The organism is Streptomyces sp. ISL-100 (assembly GCF_018614615.1).
Classification (GTDB): Bacteria; Actinomycetota; Actinomycetes; order Streptomycetales; family Streptomycetaceae; genus Streptomyces.
On the sequence record NZ_JAGGOK010000050.1, the window covers coordinates 1 to 20176 of the forward strand.

The window sequence follows — 20176 nt, forward strand, 5'->3', positions numbered from 1 at the left end:
CGGGTAGGGGACAGCGCCGCAGGCACCCGCACCGCACACCCGTCCCCTGAACACCCCGTTCCCCTTCGATTACAGTGCTGCGCCAGACGTCCTCCAGACCTCGTCCAGACGTCGTACGCCGGCACACACACCCGAAGGGCAGAAGCGGTGAGCGCACCAGTCACATCCGTATGGGGCCGCGCCGAGCAGCAGGACTTCCGCAGCCGGGTCCGCGGCTGCCTGCTCGGCGGAGCGGTCGGCGACGCGCTCGGCGCCGGCGTGGCCGCCCTGAGCCTCGACGAGATACGCGCGGCGCACGGCATCGATGCCGTCACCGACCTCGTCCCCGCGTACGGCAGACGCGGCGCCGTCACCGCCGGCACCCAGCTGACCCTCTTCACCGTCGACGGCCTTATACGGGCCCAGGTACGCCGCGACACAGGCGCCTGGCACCCGCCCACCGACGTACACCGCGCGCATCTGCGGTGGGCCCTCACCCAGCGCGACTGGGGCCCGGACGAGCGCCGCAAGGACAACGGCTGGCTCGCCCGCGAGGAGTGGCTGTACGCCCGCCGCGATCCCTCCCGCGAATGCCTGACCGGGCTCGCCGACGAGACCATGGGCACCCTCGACCAGCCCAGGAACCCCACCGCCCGCGACTCCGGCGCCATCACCCGCTCCGCGCCCTTCGGGCTGCTCGTCGGCTGGGAGCCGCAGCTCGTCTTCCAGCTCGCCGTCGAGTGCGCCGCGCAGACCCACGGCCACCCCACGGCGTACCTCTCGGCCGGGGCGTTCGCCGTCGTCGTGCACGGTCTGGCGCGCGGCGAGACCGTCGACGCCTCCGTCCAGCGCGCCCTCGCCCAGCTCGCCGCACGCCCCGGACACCAGCCTGTGACCGACGCCCTCAAGCACTCCCTCGGCGCCGTACGCCAGGGCATGCCGTCCCCGGCCCGCGTCGAGTCCCTCGGCGACGGCCGCACCGCCGAGGACGTGCTGGCCATCGCGGTCTACTGCGCCCTCGTCGGCGAGGACATCCGCCACGGCCTGCGCCTCGCCGTCAATCACAGCGGAGCGTCCGACGCCACCGGGGCGCTCTGCGGCAGCCTGCTCGGCGCCCTGCACGGTGAGACCGCACTGCCGCCGGGGTGGGTGGCGGAGCTCGAAGGGCGGGCCACGGTCCTCGAACTCGCCGACGACTTCGCGATGGAGATGACACAGGGCCCCGCCCTGCACGGCCCCGCGATCAACGCCCCCGGCTGGCTGTCCCGCTACCCGAGAGCCTGACCCGACACCACGCCACCCCGCGTTACTCCTTCACCCCCTCCCGCACAGCAGCATCACCCGCGCCGGCCGCGGCCGGTACCGCCGCGCCCGCCGACGAGTCGTCCCCGTCCGAGTTGATGCGCGCCAGCACCGCGTCGCGCTCCGGGGTGTCCTCCGGCTTGATGAAGCCGATGACGATGAACAGCACCAGCGAGACAGCCAGCGGCACCGACACCTGGTACTGCGTCGCGACGCCGTCCATCCCGTAGTTCACCACCCAGAAGGCGCACAGCCCGCACGCCCACGACACCAGCGCGGCCGTCGGCCCGGACTTACGGAACCGGGGCAGCAGCCCGAGCATGAACGGGATCGCGATCGGTCCCATCAGCCCCGCGACCCACTTGATGACGATCGTGATGATGTCCTTGAACGCCGGCGAATTGACCTGCGTCGCGATCGCCATCGACAGCGCCAGGAACGCCACGGTCGACAGCCGTGCGGCCACCAGCCCTGCCCGCTGCGACCAGCTGCGCGCCTTCACCGACAGCGCGGGCGCGATGTCGCGCGTGAAGACGGCGGCGATGGCGTTGGCGTCCGAGGAACACATGGCCATCGTGTGGGAGAAGAAGCCGACGATGACGAGCCCCAGCAGACCGTGCGGCAGCAGCTGCTCGGTCATCAGCGCGTACGAGTCCGAGGCGTCCGGCTTCTGCGCGTCGACCAGCAGCGGCGCGCACCACATCGGGAAGAACAGAACCAGCGGCCACACCAGCCACAGGACCGCCGACAGCCGGGCCGACCGCGTGGCCTCGCGGGCGTTCGCCGTGGCCATGTAGCGCTGCGCCTGGTTCCACATGCCGCCCGAGTACTCGAACGTCTTGATGAAGAGATAGGCCAGCAGGAACATCATGGTGAAGTCGCCGGTCAGCGGGTCGTTGTGGCTCTCCGGGAGCTTGTCCCATACCGTCCACAGCGAGCTGAATCCGCCGAGCTCACCCATCACCGCGATCAGCATCGCGAGACCGGCGAAGAGCTGGATGATGAACTGCCCCAGCTCGGTCAGGGCGTCGGCCCACAGGCCGCCGACCGTGCAGTAGATGCCGGTGATGACGCCGGTGATGAGAATGCCCTGGTTGAGGGAGATGCCCGTGAAGACGGTCAGCAGTGTGGCGATCGCCGCCCACTTGGCGGCGACGTCCACGATCTTGAGCAGGACGCCGGACCAGGCGAGGGCCTGCTGGGTGGGCAGGTTGTAGCGGTTCTTGAGGTATTCGAGCGGCGAGGAGACGCCCAGCCTCGACCTGAGCCGGTTGAGCCTCGGGGCGAACAGGCTGGACCCGATCGCGATGCCGATCGCGATCGGGAAGGACCACGTTACGAACGACGTGACACCGTACTTGTACGCGATGCCCGCGTAGCCGGTGAACATGACCGCGCTGTAGCCGGACATGTGATGGGAGATGCCGGACAGCCACCAGGGCATCTTTCCGCCGGCCGTGAAGAAGTCGCTGACGTTGTCCACGCGCTTGTGGGACCAGACGCCGATCGCGACCATGATTCCGAAGTAGCCGATGAGCACGGCCCAGTCGAGACTGTTCATGCCCCCTCCAGGGGTCCGCCTTGTCGCTGCGTTCAACTCAGTGAACTGGATCGTGCTTCGTCAGAACGTCCAATGGGGCGGCGCCCCCGTGCAGGAGCGGGGACTTTGGGGATTGAACCGTTTGTTCGGGGGGCTGGTCAAGGCTTTCAATGGTCAAGCATGTGAACGTAGGTCATAAAGCAGAACGTCTTTACTTGTTCTTGGCCAACCGGGACGTTGTCGTGAACGCGACGGCAGCCACACGATGGGCGGACGCTTCGTCAGGCGCCGTACACACGCAAACGACCGCACGGGACGCGGGTCCCGTGCGGTCGGAAGAGGGGGGAACAGGGCAGCGACCAGCGAGCGACTACCGCATCAGCTCACCCGCGTTGACCAGCAGCGACTGCCCCGTGATGGCGCGGGCCCGGTCCGAGGCCAGGAAGGTCACGGCCTCCGCCACGTCGCCGTCCGTGGCCAGTTCGGGCAGCGCCATACGCTCCGTCAGCCGGCCCAGCACCTCCGGCTCCGGTACGCCCTCGCTGTGCGCCGTGAACTGGACGTACGCCTGGACCGGCGGGCCCCACATCCACCCGGGCAGCACGGTGTTGACCCTGATCCGGTACGGCCCGAGTTCGCGCGCCATCGAGTACATCGCCGAGGTGAGCGCCCCCTTGGAGGCCGCGTACGCCGCCTGCTCGACCTGCGAGGGTGCGGCGATCGCCGACTGCGTACCGATGATGACGACCGAGCCGCCCCGTTCCTTCAGCGCGGGCAGGCATGCCCGCGTCATCCGCAGCGTCCCCAGCAGGTTCACGTCGAGGACGCTCTGCCAGGTGGCGAAGTCCGCGCCCTCGACGCCCCCGAAGTAGCTGTCCCAGGCCGCGACATGGACGACCGCGTCGATGCGCCCGAAGCGCTCGACGGCGAGTGCGGCCAGCGCCTCGCACTGCTCTTCGTGGGCGATGTCCGTGGCGAGGTGGGCCGTGTGCCGGCCGTCCGGATCGATCTCGGCGGCGCACTTGACGAGGTTCGCCTCGGTGCGGGCGCCGAGGACCGCATTGCCGCCGTCCCGTACGGCGGCCGCGGCGATCCGGTGCCCGAGCCCGGCACCGACACCCGACACGACGACGGTCTTCCCCTGAAGCAGCATCGGCATTCGGTGCCTCCCCGCTCTGGCTATCTATCTGACGGAACGTCAGAGTAAGTCCGTATGGCGTGGGAAGGAAGGGAAGGCCGGAGGCTGAGGCCGGGTCGGCGGTGTGGATCAGAGGTACTGCGGCTTGATGTGCTCGGGGTTGAACGGGGCGCGCCCTTTGCCGGAGGGCATCACGTAGATGGCGCTGAAGATCTCGGCTACCAGAGTGCGGCGTTGCTCCAGTCCGCCGGTTCGCCACTCGCTCTCGTAGTCGCGCGTCAGGCAGTGTCGTGCGTGCGAGGTGTGGTCGGCCAGTTCACCCTCCAGCCGGTCGAGTTCGGCATTCATCGATGCGAGAGCCTGGTAGTAGTCATCGGGCCGCATCCCTTGCACACTCTCCGAACCCGTGGCCCATGACGCGATGAGATCCCGCTTGCGGGCGGCGACACCCGAGATTCTTGTCCGCAGGGTGTCCACGATTTCGGCGCGACTGGTGGGTTCCTCTGTTGTCGACGCATCAGCGGCGTGGGCCCGAGCCCACTCGTTGATCAGCCCTTCCAAGTGCTGGTCCACCGGCTCCGCGCGTCGACTCACCTTGCCGCAGGCGTTACGGCCCTTGCCGGGGCAGTAGTAGATGACGTGTCCGCGGCCGGTAACCCGCTTGGTGCTCATGGGTGCTTTGCAGATCCCGCACCTCAGGTACCCGGTGAACACGTACTTGCGGTAGTTGGTGCCTTCGGGATTACTCAGAAGGCCCTTCTGCCGGCCGGCAAGCCGTCGCTGGTCCAGCTCGAGTTGGGCATCGGCCCACAACTTTTTCGAGACGACTGGCTCCCACGTCCCGAGGACGGGGAGCCCGTCTTCGCCGAGTAGGACGCGGCTCCAACCGTCTCGCTGTCGCGAGATCTCGCTCCGGTGCTTGCCCTGGTAGGAAACGAAGCCGCAGTAGCGAGGATTGGTGAGGATCGCCTTCACTGTCGGCGGCGCCCACTTGGCGCCTCGGGGGGACGGAATGTTGTCCTGGTTGAGGTCCCGTGCGATGCCGGTGATGGATCTACCGGCCGCGAACTGGTCGTAGATGCGCCTTGCGATCCGCGCACGGTCCGGCCGAAGGGTCCCGTTGGCGTTCCAGGCGTGCGGCGTTCTGCCCGTCAGCTCGCCGGCTGAGGCATCTGCCAGATGATTCCTGGCTACACGGCGGGAGGTGTCTTCGGAGGCCTTGAGGGCCATGATGCACAGCATCCGCGCCATGTGCCGATCGGCGTCATTGATGAGGTTGAGGTCGCCTGTGACGCCGACCGCCGGCTTCATCGTGTGCTCAACTACGTCGATGAGGTCCTCGAGATCCCTCGGCTGTCGCGCCAGCCGATCAGTGTCATAGAAGATGACGCCGTCGATCCGGCCTGACAGAAGGTCGCTCAACATGCGACGGAAGGCCGGGCGGAGCACTATCCAGTCGATCCCACCGTCGCTCTTCGCGATCCGCTTCTTCTTGAAGGCTCCGGTGTCGTTCTCTCGGTAAACCTCGGCGAACGAGCCCCAGGCGAGGTTGATCCGTTTCTGCTCGGTGTCTCGTAGCTGGAGATCGATCCCCTTCTCGATCCCATGGCGGTCGAAGGACGTGCGCAGATAGCAGCCAGGTCGTTGTGGAACGTACTCACGCAACGAGTCTCCGACGGCGAGCGCGACTGATGTGCGGTTCCGAACGCGCTCCGGGATCACGATGCCGTCCCATGAGGCGTCAAGTCCCGTCGTTTCGATGGCGCGCAATGTGTTCATGGCCCTCCCAGGTGGCGGTGTAACGCACCTCAGAACGTAGCCACTTAGAGTGGCTGTATCGTCGCATTAGGCCACTATCGGCCGCATGAGTGACTACTCGCACGGACATTCCTATTCGTTGCGAGCTGACGTACCGTCAGCAGCGCCCGTAGAGGTCCGATAAGGGAGGCTGTGTGAAGGGGAGTGGGCGCGACAAGAGCGACCTGGAGCTGTACGCCAAGTTGGCGTCGGTCGGGCCGTACGGCGTTGCGGTTGGACATGCCTTGATCACCATGGTCGAGCCGCATCCCGGGCACGAGCGCGACTACCACAGATGGTATGAAGATGATCACTACATCGCCGGCGCGATGGCCATGCCCTGGATGTACGCCGGCCGCCGCTGGGTCGCCACCCGTGACCTTCAGCTGCTGCGCTACCCGGAGAAGTCGGCCGTCGCGCAGCCCGTCACCGCGGGCTGTTACCTCTCGACGTACTGGGTGACGGAGGGCCGCTACGAGGAGCACATGAAGTGGACCGTCGGCATCAACAAGCGGCTCAACCGCGACGGGCGCGTCCATCAGGGCCGTACGCACGTCTTCACGGCCTTCCAGGACCACGAGGCCACCGTCTACCGCGACGGGTCCGCCGGGCCGCGCGACTTCCACGCGCTCGACCATCCGTACCGTGGACTGGTGCTGGAGGTCGTCGACGCCGAGAGCCCCGAGCAGCGGGCGGAGCTGCTGGAGTGGCTGCGGGGCACCCATCTGCCGGAGCGACTGGCGGGTACCGGCGCCGGCTCATCGGCTGCCATGGTCACGGTCTTCCGGCCGACGCCGTTGCCGGGCGACCGGATGAGCTACGTGAAGCAGGTCGAGGGGGTCGATACCCGGCTGACGCTGCTGTGGTTCCTGGAGGCCGATCCGCGCGAGGCGTGGGAGGAGCGGTTCGGCGGTCTGGACGGGCAGGTGGCCGCTTCGGGGCTGGGCCGGGTGGAACTGGTGGCACCGTTCATCCCGACGGTCCCGGGGACGGACCAGTACGTAAACGAACTGCGCTGAGCGTATGTGGGCCGGGGTACGCCAGAGCCCCCTCGGCCAGGACGGCGGACCGGTCGAGAGGGCTCTCTGCCGTAACTCGGGCTGCTCAGTGCGGACCTGTCAGCCGAGGTCGAAAGTCCCCTGGCCGACCCCGCCCACGAATGCGCTCCAGGAACCGGGAGCGAAGGTGATCGAAGGGCCCTCGGGCGCCTTCGAGTCCCGCACCGCGACGGCGTGTGTGACCGGGGACTTGACCTCTACGCATGCGCCGTTGCCTCCGGAGTACGAGGACTTCGTCCAGGTGTCCGTAGCGCCCTGATGGATTGCCATGTTCGCTCCGATTTTGCTGGTCGTGGAGGGAGACGCCAACGTTTTGTGCTGGCGGGAGCGACGCTACTCGCGAACTTGTCGGCGTGAGGGGGGCGTTCACCCGACCGGATGGCATATTCCATGTAAGCCTTCCGCTGCGGGGCGGCCACGGTGTACCGTTCCGGTTCCCTCGGCGGAAGCGCTGCTTCATCGCGCGTATTCCTTCGCGATGTCCGCGATGAACTGGCGCGACGCTTCGACATTCAGCGCCTGGGCGCGCAGATGCTCGTACATCACGCTGTACTTCTGAACGTCGTTGGCCTTCTCCAGGTAGAGGTCGCTCGTGACGCCCTCGATGTAGACCACGCTGGAGTCGGCCGCGTCAGGGAACTCCAGGATCGCGTAATGGCCGCTGATGCCGGGATGGGCGCCCATGTCGAAGGGGAGTATCTGGACCGTCACATGGGGCAGCTGAGACTGCTCCACCAGGTGCTCCAACTGCTCGCGCATGAGCTGCTTGTCGCCGACTACGCGGCGCAGCGAGGCCTCGTCAATGACGGCCCACAGGCGCAGCGGCTGTTCGGCCGTGAGGATGCGTTCCTGTCGGCGCAGTCTGACGTTGACCCGTTTCTCCACGTCGGTCGCCGCCGTCTCGGGCAGCGCGCCGGTGATGAGCGCCTCGGCGTACTGCGGGGTCTGGAGGAGGCCGGGGACGATCTGGGGGTCGTACACGCGCAGTGAGGCGGCGTCGGTCTCCAGGCCGATGTAGACGCTGTACGGGATGTCGCCGAAGGCGTGCCACCAGCCCTGCTGGCGGGAGTCCTTGGCCATCTGCATCAGCGAGTCGACGATCCGGTGGTCCTCGACGTCGTACACACCGCACAGGTCGCGTACGTCGCGCTGGCTGATGGAGCGGCGGCCGTTCTCGAGGCGGCTGATCTTCGACTGGGAGACGAGCAGGCGCTCCGCCACCTCTTCGGCCGTCATGCCCTTGAGCTCGCGGAGCCGGCGGAGCTCTTGGCCGAGTCGGCGTCGCCTGACGGTTGGGTTGACGTTGGACGCCACGGGAACTGCACCTCCGGCTGAGTGCGTTGTGCCTATGTACTGCCAGCACGCTCTACTGCTCAGCAGACTGCCACCAATGGTCATGTCCGCGCTGGGAAATGGCCACACACGGTGCCGGCGCAAGCGCGCGGGGTGGCGGTCCGGTCCTGTCCAGGATGGCCTGGACGACCGTTCCACTACCCCGCGCGCTTCGGTGCGGCTCCCGAACCGGGTCTTGGGGACGTCGGTGCGGCGTTGGTGCTACGGGTGCTGCTCGGGTGCTACTCGGTGGCGCTCGGGTGGTGCTCTTCGGGCTGCGGCCCGGCTCAGTGCGCCGCGAGGCGCGCCATGCCGTCGCGGCGTGACTGTGATTGCGATTGCGGTTGCATCGGTACGGTCGACTGCGGTCGGCCACCCGCTGCGGGTCCTCGGCGCGGCTGTGCGGCCACACCGTTCTGAACGTCCATCACGGCGTGCGCCACGAGTCCGCCCATGGGGTCGTGCCTGATCAGATCCCGGAGGCGGGAGCGTGATGAGCGCCCCTCGTTGCCGGGGTAGAGGTGCTTGCCGAGCCCCACTGCGTGAGCGAGCGCGGCGAGCGCCGCGGTCCGCGGGTCCGGCGGTACGCCGGTGCGGATCGCACTGTCCAGCCGGGACCTGATTTCCCGGCAAATCACCGATTCCGTCGCTTGGTAGCGAGTCGTCGGCAGCACTCCGCACATCTGTCCCGCCACGGCATGCACCATGCCGCACCGTTCCAGATGCGAAAGATACGTCTGGCGGAGCCCCAGTCGGGGTCCGCCGATCCAGTGGACCGCCCGTACCGGGCTGCCGCGCCTGCGCAGCAGTTCCAGTGCGGAGTCCAATGTCGGATCTCCTGTCGGCCGTGCCATCACCACGGCGATACGATCCCCGTCTGGGGCTATCCGTCCTGCCAGAGCCAGCTCTACTAGCTGTGCCCCGGCCAGGCCGAGGTCGAGCGACTGCGGCTGCGCTGTGGTACCCGTTGCCGGGTCCAGAGCGAGCAGTAGAAGCTCCTCCGGAAGTGTTCTGCGGCTCCTGCCCATCCATGCCTCCCCGCGTGGATGAATGACAGGGTGACCCCTCTCACATTCATCTGTCGAGAGCGCCTGGGTGCTTCGTGCGGGAACCGGCAGGTATGTCGTTCTCGTCTAGCGAGGAGGCCGGGGTCTCAGACAGGACACTGGTACATGGTTCGGACATCGGACTGCGGACAGCGGGCGTATGCGCGGGCGCGTATGAAGGAGGCATCGGTGGCGGGCGAGTCCCCCGACAAGTCGGAGCAGCGGAAGTCGTCGGGGGAGAAGGCCCCGGGCGAACGCGATCCGCGGCTCGCCGTTTTCCGGGAGTCGGCCGCGAGGCCGGAGCCGGAGGACCGCGGCCGCGTCGATCAGCCGACGGCAGTCTTCAAGATGCCGCCCCCGGAGCAGTCTCCCCCGGCTTCGGAGACCCCTGAGAGCCCCGAGACCCCTGAGCGCGATGCGCGCCTGCGGGCGGCGGTGGCGGCGTGGGTCGCCACGTCGGACACGCCGGCCGATGCGGCGGCCACGGCAGCGGAGGACGAGACCGACGCCGCTGAGCCGCCGGCGGACGAGTCCACCCCCGACACACCCACCGCTGACGCCGGCGCGGCCGGCGCGGCCCGCGAGGGCGGCCGGGCGGCTGCTGCCGCAGAGGCGTCGCGTTCGGCCGCTACGGACGGCGACGAGCCGTTGGCGGGCAAGGCTGCGGCCACGCTGCCGGCGGACGCGGACGCGGACGCGGACGTGTCGGGTGCGGGCCGGGCGTTTGCGCCCGCCAAGAACGAGGTTGGCGGCGAGTCGTCGCCTGACGGTGACGCTACGGCTGCGCGGCAGGCAGAGGCGGACGGTGACGCCCCCGGCGCGGGGCGTGCGGCTGCTGCCGAGGCTGCGCCGCAGGCTGAGGTGGATGGTGACGCCTCCGGTGCGGGTCGTGCGGCTGGCGCCATGGGTTCCGGTTCGGCTGCTGCTGACGGTGAGGTGCCGTCGGCGGGTGGGGCCTTGGCGCGGGCTGACGTGGACGCGTCGGGTGCGGGCCAGGCGGCTGCTGCCGCCCAGGTTGTGCCGGATGCTGAGGTGGACGGTGACGCCTCCGGCGTGGGCCGGGGGGCTGGCGACACTGCTGACGGTGAGGTGCCGTCGGCGGGCGGGGCTGGGGCCTCGGCGCGGGCTGACGTGGACGTGTCCGGTGCGGGGCGTGCGGCTGCAGACGACGACCAGTCGTTGTCGGGCGACGTTGCGGGCACGTCGGACGCGGGCGTGTCCGGTACGGGCGAGGTCGGCGGGGAGTCGTCTTCGGGCGGTGACGTTCCCGGTGCGCGTCGGGCGGCTGGTGCCGGGGTGTCGGGATCGGGCACTGCGGGTGGCGACGAGCCGGCGGCGGGCGAGGTTGCGGCCATGCCGGACGCGGACGTGGCGGGCCGGGCGGCTGCGCCGCAGGGTGGCGCCGGTAGTGCCCGGGTGAGCCGTGACGGTGCCGAGTCGCAGGGCGACGCGAAGGCGAGTGGGGCTCGGCGTGAGGCGTCCGCCGACTCGGGCGACTCCGGTGACGACACTTCTGGCGATGAGCCGTCGGACGGCTCCCCCACGGGGCGTGGGGTTGACCAGGCCACTGCCGTGTTCAAGGCTGTGCGGCCGCGGCAGGCCGTGGATCAGCCGACCACCGCGCTGAAGGCCGTCGGCAAGCCCGAGACCAAAGAGTCCGCCGCCGAGCGCACCAGCACATTCGTTCCGCTGAAGCGGGACGACGTAGGGCCGCCGGCCGCCAGGCCGAGCCGTACCCCCGACGCGCCCCCGGCCGGCCCCGCGCCGTCCGGGCCGGCCGGGTCGCCCCCCGCGTCCGCCCCCATGCCGGAGGCGGAACGTACGCGGCAGCAGCCGCTGCCGCCGAGGCCGCCGCTCGACCTGCTCGCCGAGCTGACTAACACCCCGCCCCCGCCCGAGACCCCGGTCAGGACCGCCGTTCGGCGGGTCAAGATCTGGACCCCGCTGGTTCTGCTGCTGGTGATCGTCTTTGCGGTTGCACAGTTCCTGCGGCCGCTTCCCTCGCCCACGCTCGCGCTGACGGCGAAGCCGACGTACACCTTCGAGGGTGACGCGCTCAGCATGCCGTGGCCCGAGGGCGGCCAGTCGGCCGTCGAGGTGCAGGGCGTCGGCAGCATCGGTACGCACGGGGAGCAGAAGCCCTCGCCGATCGCCAGTGTCGCCAAGGCGATGACGGCGTACGTGATCCTCAAGGAGCACCCGCTCAAGGGCGACGAGACGGGCCCGAAGATCACGGTCGACGAACAGGCCGAGAGGGAGTCCAAGCTCCCCGACGAGTCGACCGCCGCGATCAGGGAGGGGCAGCAGTTCACCGAGCGGCAGATGCTCCAGCTGCTGATGATCCCGTCGGGCAACAACGCGGCGCGGCTGCTGGCCCGCTGGGGAGCCAAGTCCCAGGACGAGTTCGTCACGAAGATGAACGACGCCGCCAAGGACCTCGGCATGAAGAACACGACGTACACCGACCCGAGCGGCCTCGAGGCCTCCACGGTGAGCACCGCGGTCGACCAGCTCAAGCTGGCCAAGGCGGTCATGGAGAACGACGTGTTCCGCGAGATCGTCAACATGCCCGAGGCCGAGATCCCGGGCATCGAGGGCAAGATCTACAACAACAACAACATCCTGCTGCAGCCCGGCGTGAGCGGCATCAAGACCGGCTCCTCCACTCCCGCCGGCGGCAACCTGCTGTGGACCGCAAACACCGTCATCGACGGCAAGGAGCGCCGGATCGTCGGTGCGGTGATGGGGCAGCAGGACGCCACCACGCCGGACTCCAAGCTGCAGCTCGCGATCGCCAGGAGCCTCAAGCTGATCCAGGCCGCCCAGCGGGACGTCACGTCGGCGACCGTCGTGAAGAAGGGCGAGGTCGTCGGTTACGTCGACGACGGCCTCGGCGGGCAGACGCCGGTCGTGGCGACGAAGGACCTGAAGGCGGTCGGCTGGCCGGGCCTGAAGGTGGAGCTGGCGATTTCCGACGCCGGAAAGCCGCTGCCGCACGCCGCGAAGAAGGGTGACGAGGTCGGTCAGGTCACCGTCGGCTCCGGACCCGGTCAGGTCAAGGCACCGGTCGCGCTCCAGAAGGACCTGGTCGAGCCGGGCTTCGGCGCCAAGCTGACCCGTGTCGGCTGACGTTGGGCCGATGAGCGGAGTGCTGCCGCCGGACGTGGGAACCGGCGGCAGCACCACGGGCGCCGCGTGTTAGCGTCCGGGCAACTTGGGACGCGGGGACGGCGTCCTTACGCATGTCGGGGGGGTGTTGGTACCCGGGGAGAACGGGGAGAGCCGTAATGACCACCGCTGAGCCCACGCGCGCCGAGGGCGGGGACCGTAACCGGGACGAGGGCGGGCGTAACGCGGGCGGCACAAGGGGCGGCACACGGGGTGGCCAACAGGGCGGTATACGGCTGAGTCCGGAGGCGGACGATCCGGGGCGGCCGCAACGGCCCGAGCCGGCGGCGCGCGTGCGGGTGTCCGCGCCGACGCCCCCCGCGGCCCAGGACGACGACCGCCCACGCCGCTTCCTCCGCCACCCCGTCACGATCACGACGGCCGCCGCAGCGGTGGTGCACGTCGTCTGGTTCTTCTGCTTCGCAAACAGTGGCGGTGACCTCGCGGCGCAGGACGCCTGGGCCGAGTTCGTCGGCCGCCACCCCGACTCCGCGTACAACCTCGCCTGGTACGGCGGGATGCACCCGGTGTCGTACAGCGTCGTCTCGCCGTACCTGATGTCCGTCCTCGGTGTCCGTACGACGATGATGATCGTCGGCACCGTATCGGCCACCCTGACCGCCCTGATCCTGGTCCGCGTCAAGGAGGTCCGCAATCCCCTGTGGTGTTCGCTCGCCGGGGTCTTCGCCTTCCTCTGCAACGCCCTCTCGGGGCGCGTCACCTTCGGCCTCGGCATGATGTTCGCGCTCGGCGCGGTCGCCGCCGTGTTCTGCTGGCCGCGCCGCTGGGCCGCGAACCGGTGGGCGAAGGCGGCCGTCGCCGCGCCGCTGGCCGGGCTCGCCACCGCGAGCAGCCCGGTCGCGGGCCTGTTCCTCGGCGTCGTCGCGGCCGCGCTGTTCCTCAACAAGCGCCGCCCCGGGGCGTACGCGCTCGGCGTGGCGCCGGTCGTCGTCGTCGCCCTGTCCTCCTGGCTGTTCCCGTTCTCCGGTACGCAGCCGATGTCGCTGGCGACGGCTTCGCTGCCGTGCCTGTTCGGCGTCCTGGTGCTCGTGCTCGTACCGAGCGACTGGAAGACGGTCCGCACGGGAGCCGCCGTCTACTCCGTCGGGGTGCTGCTGACCTGGCTGATCGACTCTCAGATCGGCAGCAACGTCTCGCGGCTGGCGATGGTGTTCGCGGGTGTCGTGCTGCTGGCGGCGCTGCCGTTCGCCGCGCCCCGGACGCTCAAGTGGTACGCCATCGTGCTCGCCTCCGTCGGCTTCAGCGTCTGGGTCGGCATCAAGACCGTCGACGACGTCATACGTACCGCGCCGACGGCGTCCTGGGCGCGTGAGCTGGCGCCGCTGGTCAACCAGTTGCAGGAGGTCGGCGCGGAGAAGGGCCGGGTCGAGGTGGTCCCGGCCAGCAGCCACCGGGAGGCGTCGGCGCTCGCTCCGTACGTCAATCTCGCGCGCGGCTGGAACCGGCAGGCCGACATGGAGCGCAACCCGCTCTTCTACGACGACACGCTGCACAGCGACACGTACCGGGAGTGGCTGGACCGCTGGGCCGTGCACTACGTCGTGCTGCCCAAGGGCGCCCCGGACTCGGCCGGCGGCGCGATCGAGGAAGCGGATCTCGTACGCGCCGGCCAGCCGTACCTCAAGCCGGTCTGGAACGACGCCAACTGGCAGCTCTTCCGCGTCGACGACCCGACGCCGCTCGCCGACCCGCCCGCGACGGTCGACCGCGCGGGCGCGGGCGAGCTGACGATCCGGGTGAAGAGCGCGGGCCGGGTGCTGATCCGTATCCCGTACTCGCCGTGGCTGGGCCTGGTCGACGCCGAGGGGGAGCGGGTCGAACCGCCGAGCGAGACACCGGAGTCGAAGCTGCGGGGCGACGCGGCGGACCGGACGTTCACCAACCCGAACGGCTGCCTGATGAAGGCGGAGGAGGACGCGGCGGGAGACGAGTGGACGCAACTGCTCGCGCCCGGCCCAGGGGTGTACCGGCTGGCGGCGCCGTACGGGCTGACCCGGGGCACGGCCTGCCCGGAGGAGCTGCGCTGACCACCCGCGGCTCCGCCCCGGACCCGCCCGTACGGCGTGCGCCTACACCCGCTTCGCGCTGCGCAGGGTGCTCGCGTAGTAGCCGTTGCCGTCCAGGCGTGACGTGCCGCCCTTGTCGCCGATCGTCGGCCCGTTGACCTCTTCACGGCTCGACACGAAGATCTTGTGGCCGTCGGTGTCATGGCCCATGAAGATGCCGACGTGGTCTATCCGTTCCTTGGTGCGCGCGTCGAGCTTGAAGAAGACCAGGTCGCCCGGCTGCAGTACGTCGATGGACTTCGGCCGCGACTCCGGGCCGACCCCCTCCAGCTCGATGACGTCGGTGCCGAGCTTCGAACGGGCCATGCCGTTGGCGGTGCGCGGCAGGCCGTCGCCCAGCTTGTCGGTGGCCATCAGCGGGAAACGGCCCCGGTACCCGAAGACCGTACGAATGAAGCCGGAGCAGTCCATGGAACGGGCGCGCATCGCTTCCGGCTGCATCGTGGTGCCGTTGCGGAAGGTGTACGGGATGCCCAGGTAGTCGTAGAAGTCGGACTCCTCCAGGCGGTAGTCGTTGCCCGGCGTGCCTTCGGGGTTGATGGGGCCGAAGTTGGCGTCACCCGCGTACGGGATGCCCTCGGAGTCCTTCTTCACGGGGGCCTGGTCGACGTACTGGAAGGCGATCGCGAAGAGGTCGTCCTCCTTGCTGCCGAAGAACTCCTTGAACCAGTCCTTGAACCACTGCTCCCGCTCCGCGCCCTTGTGCCACGGCTCCGGCATCAGCCGCACCCAGTTCTCGGTGACGACCCGGGTCTTGGTGCTCGTGGGTTCGGTGAAGGAGCGGCTGGGGCCGGTGAGCGTGGCGGTGCGTGCGTCGTCGGTGAAGGTGGCCAGGATCGCACCGCCCTCGCCGCGCAGGAGTGTACGGGCCGGGCTCTGCAGCCGTTCCCAGGTCTGCTTGCCCGAAGCCAGGCCCGAGCCGGAGGACTTCAGGGCGGGCGTGTCGGTGACCGCCTGGACGGCGGGGGCCTTCGCCTGCTCCTCCTTGCGGAGTTCCACCGTGAGGTACGCGCTGCCGGCGAGCAGGGCGAGCACGGTGGCGGCGTGCAGCGCCTGGCGGGGGCCGCGCTTGGTCTTGGCACTCATGAGGTCAGCTCCGTTCGGGACGGGTGGCGGTCAGACGGTCGGCAGCGCGCCGAGGAGAATTCCGGCGGTGAGGACGACGTACGCCATGAGCGTCACCGAGCCGGTGGCGAGCAGGGTCGCGCCCTTGGGCTGGCGGACGAGCTGATAGGCGATCAGGCCGGGAACGATGAAGCCGAGCGTCTGATTGGTGTACATCAGCGGGAATTCCATCGACAGGACGATCATCAGGGTCGCCTGGAAGAGCACACCGGTGAGGACGACGGCGGAGAAGAGCCGCTTGCCGTAGAGGATCACCACGCGCTGGACGGCGAGGGTGGCGACGTACGTCAGAACGGTGACGCCGACGACCATCGCCGCGCGCTGGAGGTCCTCGACGAGGGTCAGGGCCAGCCAGCCCGGGGTGATCATTCCGCCGGGGGAAAGGTTGGTCGTCAGGTAGCAGACCAGCGAGAACATCAGGCCCAGCGCGATGCCGATCGCGGCGATCTCAGGCGTGAGTACGGACGGGATCAACGGGGTTCTCCTGGGTTCTGCTGCTGGACCTGGTCCACCGGCCGGGCGGGCTCGAACATGCCGCGCTGGGGCCGTGGTGCGGTGGGGGGTGCGGGGGGTGCGAGGTCTGCCGGGTGACCGGACGTGCCGGCGTCACCGGTGCGCCGCCGCCGCGGTACGGACGCCTGGGGGGCGGGTCGCTGTCGTGCGGGCCCCTGGGCTGCCGGCTCCTGTGCTGCCGGCTCCTGTGCTGCCGGTTGCTGTGGTGCCGGCCGCTGTTGTACGGGCCGCGGAGGCGCGGACTGGTACAGGGCGGCCGACTGGTGCCGCTGCGGCTCGTACGGCTGCGGCTCGGGCTCGTACGAGTCGTACGGCTGCGGCTCCGCTTGGTACGGGACGGGCTGGACGGGCTGCTGCTGGTAGCGCGCCTCGTACGCCTCCGAGTACGGCTGGTACGGGTCGATGTACGGCTTGTACTGCTGCAGGGCCAGCGTCTCGTCGTCCCGGGCGGCGGGCCGCGCCGACTGCGCGGGGACCTGTGCCGTGGGCCCTTGCGCGTCGGCGCGCGTGCCGGAGGCAGACCCGCCGGCCGGAACATCGTCCGCCGTCTCGTCCGCCGGCAGCTCCGCGAGGTGCTCCAGCAGCACTTCGCCCTGCCCGTGGATGTTGCCGATCGCGACCAGCGACGAGTCCGGGCCGAGCTCACCGAGCAGCAGGCCCATGAAATCGTCGGCTGACCGCCGGTCACCGCCGAGGTCCACCGCGCGGTCCCGCCACTCGGCGGGGATCGCGTCGATGGCGCTCTTCGCCGGGTGGCCGATCACGAACACCTTCTCCGGCTGGAGGTCCGGGATGATCGCGCCCATCTGACCGTTGCGCTCCACGCGGTCCGGCCGGCAGTTGATGACGACGTTCAGCGGGCGGCTGATGGCGTCGAGGTCCAGCAGCTGGTTGATGTTCATCAGCGTCGACTCGGGGTCGTTCGCCGCGAAGACGTTCGCGAACCGCAGCCGCTTGCCGTCGGTGGTGGCGTACCGCTCGACCGAAAGCACACCCGGGTCCGGCGGCGCGTCGTACATCCCCTTGAGCGCCGTCTCGCGCTCCACACCCAGCAGTCCGGCGACGGTCAGCGCGATCGCCACGTTCTCCTTGAAGGTGAACCAGCTGAAGCCGCGCAGCTCCTCGTCGGAGACGGTTTCCGGATCGGCGTAGATCAACTTGCAGTCACGCGCGTCCGCTTCCTCCTGGAGGATGTGGAAGCGGTCCTGCTCCGCCGTGACGCAGATGCCGCCCTCCGGCATGGAGCGCGACAGCGAGCGCGCCACGTCGTCGAGGGTCGGGCCCATCTCGGCCAGGTGGTCCTCACGGACGTTGCACAGCACGCCGATGGTGGACCGGATCAGCTTGGACTGGTTGATCTCCTGGAGGGCCGGCATGACGGCCATGCACTCGATGACCAGAGCGTCCGGGTTGTACGACGCGGCGCGCCGCACGATGCCGATCTGCTCCACCACGTTGGCGATGCCGAACTTGCGGTAGACGGGCTCCTCGGTGGCGTCCGGGTGGATGAACCGGGCCGCCGTGCCGGTGGTCTTGGCGACGGTGACGAGGTCGCCGCCGCGCAGCGCGCCCGCGCACAGCCGGGTGATGGAGCTCTTGCCGCGGATGCCGTTGACCAGCACGCGCGTGGGGATCCGCTCCAGGTTGATGAAGTGGCGGCGCTGTTCGACGACGCCGGCCGCCAGCAGAACAGCGCAGCACACCATCAGAACGGTGTAGAGGAAGAGCACGCCGATCAGTTCCTTCCGGCGGAGATGGTCGTGGCGGGCGCACCGTCCCGCTTGCGCTGTTCCTGGAGCTGCTGGCGCAGGAGTTCCAGGCTGCGGACGACCGCGCCCACCTCGTCGTGGTGGCGCGGGTAGAGAACAGTGCGGCGGTCCCCGTCGGCGAGTGCCTCGGACTGCCGGGCGAGCTCGCGCAGCGGCCGTACGACGACGATGTGCAGCCAGCCCAGGCAGGCGGCGGCCGCGGTGATACCGAGCAGCCCGGCCAGGACCGTGCGGTTCTGGAGGCTGTACTCGGGGATGGCCAGGCCGGAGGCGGGCTGCCAGCTGACGACGGTCCAGCCGAGCGACTTGGCAGCGCCGCCGCCGACGAACGGCGCGGCCGCCGCGAGCTGTACGCCGTCGCCGTCGCGGTAGAGGACACCGCTGGCGCGGGCGCTCATGCCGACCTTCTGGTTGGTGCCCGCGACGAAGGATTCGAGCCGTTCGTCGGGGAGCTTCTCGAAGGCCCGGTAGCCGGTGTTGCCGCCGATGATCTGCCACTTGGCGTCGACGACCCGGACCTGGCCGAGGCCGGGGCGCTTGAGCAGCGAGTTGATGAAGTCGATACGGAACTCGCCGACCACGCGCGCTCCGTCACGGCCCGGGATCTCGGCCTGTCCGGCGATGACCGGTTCCTTGCCCGACTCGTTGAGGAGGATGAGCTGCTGTTCGGTGGTGGAGAGTTTGCCGGACTCCTGCTGCGGCTCTCCGCCGGCGCTGGTGATGACCTTGCCGTCGGCGGACAGGACGTACAGCGACTCGTAGCGAAGATGCTCGGTGCGGGTGCGCTCCAGGACCTTGTTCATGTCGTCGGGCGAGGTGCGGTCACCGATGAGGGAAGCGACCGACACGAGGTCGGCGTGGCCCTCGTTGAGCGCCCGCCGGACCCGGTCGGTCAGCGTCTCGGTGCGTTCGCGCTGGTCGTTGACCATCTGCTCGGGTACGACGACGGTGGAGTCGGCGCGGTTGAGCAGCAGCAGCATCGGGGCGGACCAGGCGAGCAGCAGCACGCCGCAGACGGCTATGAGCCCGCGGCTGCCGAACCGGCCGCGCCTGCCGGGGCCTTCGGCGGCGGTGCTGTCCACCGGTGCGCCGATGAGCTGGCGGCGTACGCGCTCCAGGGCGTGTCCGATCCGGGCGGCCTCGCCGTGCGACGGCGTGTTCACCGGCCGGGTCAGGTCGCCGCGGGTGAGGCGCCTGCTCTCCAGGAAGAGCCGGATCAGGGGGCGTTGGACCGTACCGAGGAGCAGCGCCACGGCCAGTGCGCCGATGACGAGGAGGGAGCCGGCGGCGAGCAGGCCGAACAGCGGTCCGGCGGAACGGGTGGGGTCCTCGGCCACCTCGACCATGGCGACCACGGTGAGGCCGAGGCTGGTGGCGACGGTGCTCTCACCGGCCTCGGGGCCGGCGAGCGTCGCGTACCCGGCGACGGCGCGGTCGCCCTGGGACTCGGTGCCGTACAGGCTGCCGCTGACGCCGAGGAAGCCGCCGGAGCCGGGCTCCTTGGACTTGAGGGGGTGCTGGGTCGCCTTGATGGCGGCGGTCTTCGCGAAGGCCTTGAGCTCCTTCTCGGACCGCTTCACGACGCCACGCTGGAACTCGCTCTGGGCCTGCTCGGGTTCCTCGATGCCGTCACTGCTGAGGATGCGGCCCTCGCTGTCGACGACGGCGATCGCGCGGAACTGGCCGAGTGCGATGCCGGGGAAGCGGAGGCTGTTGGAGGCGATCAGCAGCTGCTGGGGGCGCCCCTCCCAGGACAACAGGGCGAAGGAGAGCAAACGGGTCTCGCCGTTCTGCAGCCGCACCATGCGGGGGCTGAGGCCGTTCTCCTCGCGGAGCTTGGTGGTGTCGACCGCCGTGACCGGGACGTTCTCGCCGCGGGCGGCGAGCAGCTTGCCGGACTTGATCTCCAGTACGGCCGTGCCCGTCCACTTCTGGTAGACGCTGCCGATCTTGTCGAGTGCGGCGTCGGGCGAGACCGGGTCCGAGGCGTTGAAGAGGCCGGCGGTCCGGTTGAGGTCGGTGACGCTCTCGTCGATGGAGGCGCGCAGCGCGACCGCGCCGTCCTCGGCGAAGTGCTTCTGGGACGTCAGCACGGCCTTGGGCACGAGGTCCTGGTCGGCTTTGCCGAGGCCCAGGGCAGTGATCCCCGCCAAGGTGAGCAGCAGGGCCGAGAGGGCCGCGATGGGTGGGCGGATGCCACCCAGGAGCGACATGTCGGCGCGGCGACGGACCTTGTGCCGCCGCGTCGCGGGCGAAGCGGCCATGAGTGTTCACCTTCAGTTTCTGGGCAACAGCGGGTAAGGGCGTGCAGTGGGTCTGGGT

At 69.6% G+C, this 20176-nt stretch carries 14 protein-coding genes; 4 read left to right on the plus strand and 10 right to left on the minus strand.

Going from position 1 to position 20176, the window contains the following annotated elements; all coding sequences use genetic code 11:
* Positions 1-147 precede the first annotated feature (147 nt).
* Positions 148-1263, plus strand: coding sequence for an ADP-ribosylglycohydrolase family protein (locus J7E89_RS22155; RefSeq protein WP_214976120.1), 1116 nt, complete (start codon positions 148-150; stop codon positions 1261-1263).
* Positions 1264-1285: 22 nt separating this feature from the next.
* On the opposite strand, the gene J7E89_RS22160 is transcribed toward J7E89_RS22155, so the two are convergent.
* The 3 genes from J7E89_RS22160 to J7E89_RS22170 form a co-directional block, all read right to left on the minus strand.
* Positions 1286-2842 (minus strand): sodium:solute symporter family protein, encoded by a 1557-nt coding sequence (locus tag J7E89_RS22160; RefSeq protein ID WP_214976121.1) that lies wholly within the window; start codon positions 2840-2842, stop codon positions 1286-1288.
* A gap of 349 nt (positions 2843-3191) precedes the next feature.
* Complete coding sequence (locus tag J7E89_RS22165) at positions 3192-3974, minus strand: SDR family oxidoreductase (protein ID WP_214976230.1); 783 nt, start codon at positions 3972-3974, stop codon at positions 3192-3194.
* A gap of 114 nt (positions 3975-4088) precedes the next feature.
* Entirely contained in the window at positions 4089-5738 is a 1650-nt protein-coding gene (locus J7E89_RS22170; protein ID WP_214976122.1) for a recombinase family protein, read from the minus strand.
* Between the two features lie 173 nt (positions 5739-5911).
* Between J7E89_RS22170 and J7E89_RS22175 the strand changes: the two genes are divergently transcribed.
* Positions 5912-6775, plus strand: a complete 864-nt coding sequence (locus J7E89_RS22175; protein WP_214976123.1) for a hypothetical protein — start codon at positions 5912-5914, stop codon at positions 6773-6775.
* 99 nt (positions 6776-6874) lie between these two features.
* Here J7E89_RS22175 and J7E89_RS22180 read toward each other — a convergent pair whose 3' ends face one another.
* The 3 genes from J7E89_RS22180 to J7E89_RS22190 all read right to left on the minus strand — a co-directional run bounded on the left by J7E89_RS22180 (position 6875) and on the right by J7E89_RS22190 (position 9174).
* A complete protein-coding gene (locus tag J7E89_RS22180; RefSeq protein WP_069928331.1) occupies positions 6875-7084 on the minus strand; it encodes a DUF397 domain-containing protein in 210 nt (69 codons plus the stop codon).
* 186 nt (positions 7085-7270) lie between these two features.
* Complete coding sequence (locus J7E89_RS22185; protein ID WP_214976124.1) at positions 7271-8128, minus strand: helix-turn-helix transcriptional regulator; 858 nt, start codon at positions 8126-8128, stop codon at positions 7271-7273.
* A gap of 305 nt (positions 8129-8433) precedes the next feature.
* Positions 8434-9174 carry a GPP34 family phosphoprotein gene (locus J7E89_RS22190; RefSeq protein WP_214976125.1) on the minus strand — a complete coding sequence of 247 codons (741 nt, stop codon included), beginning with the start codon at positions 9172-9174 and terminating at the stop codon, positions 8434-8436.
* Positions 9175-9318: 144 nt separating this feature from the next.
* Between J7E89_RS22190 and J7E89_RS22195 the strand changes: the two genes are divergently transcribed.
* Both J7E89_RS22195 and J7E89_RS22200 read left to right on the plus strand, forming a co-directional pair.
* Positions 9319-12321 carry a D-alanyl-D-alanine carboxypeptidase gene (locus tag J7E89_RS22195; protein WP_251060922.1) on the plus strand — a complete coding sequence of 1001 codons (3003 nt, stop codon included), beginning with the start codon at positions 9319-9321 and terminating at the stop codon, positions 12319-12321.
* A 158-nt stretch (positions 12322-12479) separates the two neighbouring features.
* Complete coding sequence (locus J7E89_RS22200; protein WP_214976126.1) at positions 12480-14408, plus strand: MFS transporter; 1929 nt, start codon at positions 12480-12482, stop codon at positions 14406-14408.
* A gap of 42 nt (positions 14409-14450) precedes the next feature.
* On the opposite strand, the gene J7E89_RS22205 is transcribed toward J7E89_RS22200, so the two are convergent.
* Genes J7E89_RS22205 through J7E89_RS22220 form a run of 4 tightly spaced genes read right to left on the minus strand, consistent with a single transcriptional unit; the run spans position 14451 to position 20118 of the window.
* Entirely contained in the window at positions 14451-15533 is a 1083-nt protein-coding gene (locus J7E89_RS22205; RefSeq protein ID WP_214976127.1) for a C40 family peptidase, read from the minus strand.
* A 30-nt stretch (positions 15534-15563) separates the two neighbouring features.
* A complete protein-coding gene (locus J7E89_RS22210; RefSeq protein WP_214919524.1) occupies positions 15564-16046 on the minus strand; it encodes a poly-gamma-glutamate biosynthesis protein PgsC/CapC in 483 nt (160 codons plus the stop codon).
* On the minus strand, positions 16043-17815 hold the full coding sequence (pgsB, locus tag J7E89_RS22215; protein WP_214976128.1) for a poly-gamma-glutamate synthase PgsB: 1773 nt from the start codon (positions 17813-17815) through the stop codon (positions 16043-16045). Before pgsB ends, J7E89_RS22210 begins: the two co-directional genes overlap by 4 nt.
* A 5-nt stretch (positions 17816-17820) precedes the next feature.
* Positions 17821-20118 (minus strand): HAMP domain-containing protein, encoded by a 2298-nt coding sequence (locus tag J7E89_RS22220; protein WP_251060923.1) that lies wholly within the window; start codon positions 20116-20118, stop codon positions 17821-17823.
* Positions 20119-20176 lie beyond the last annotated feature (58 nt).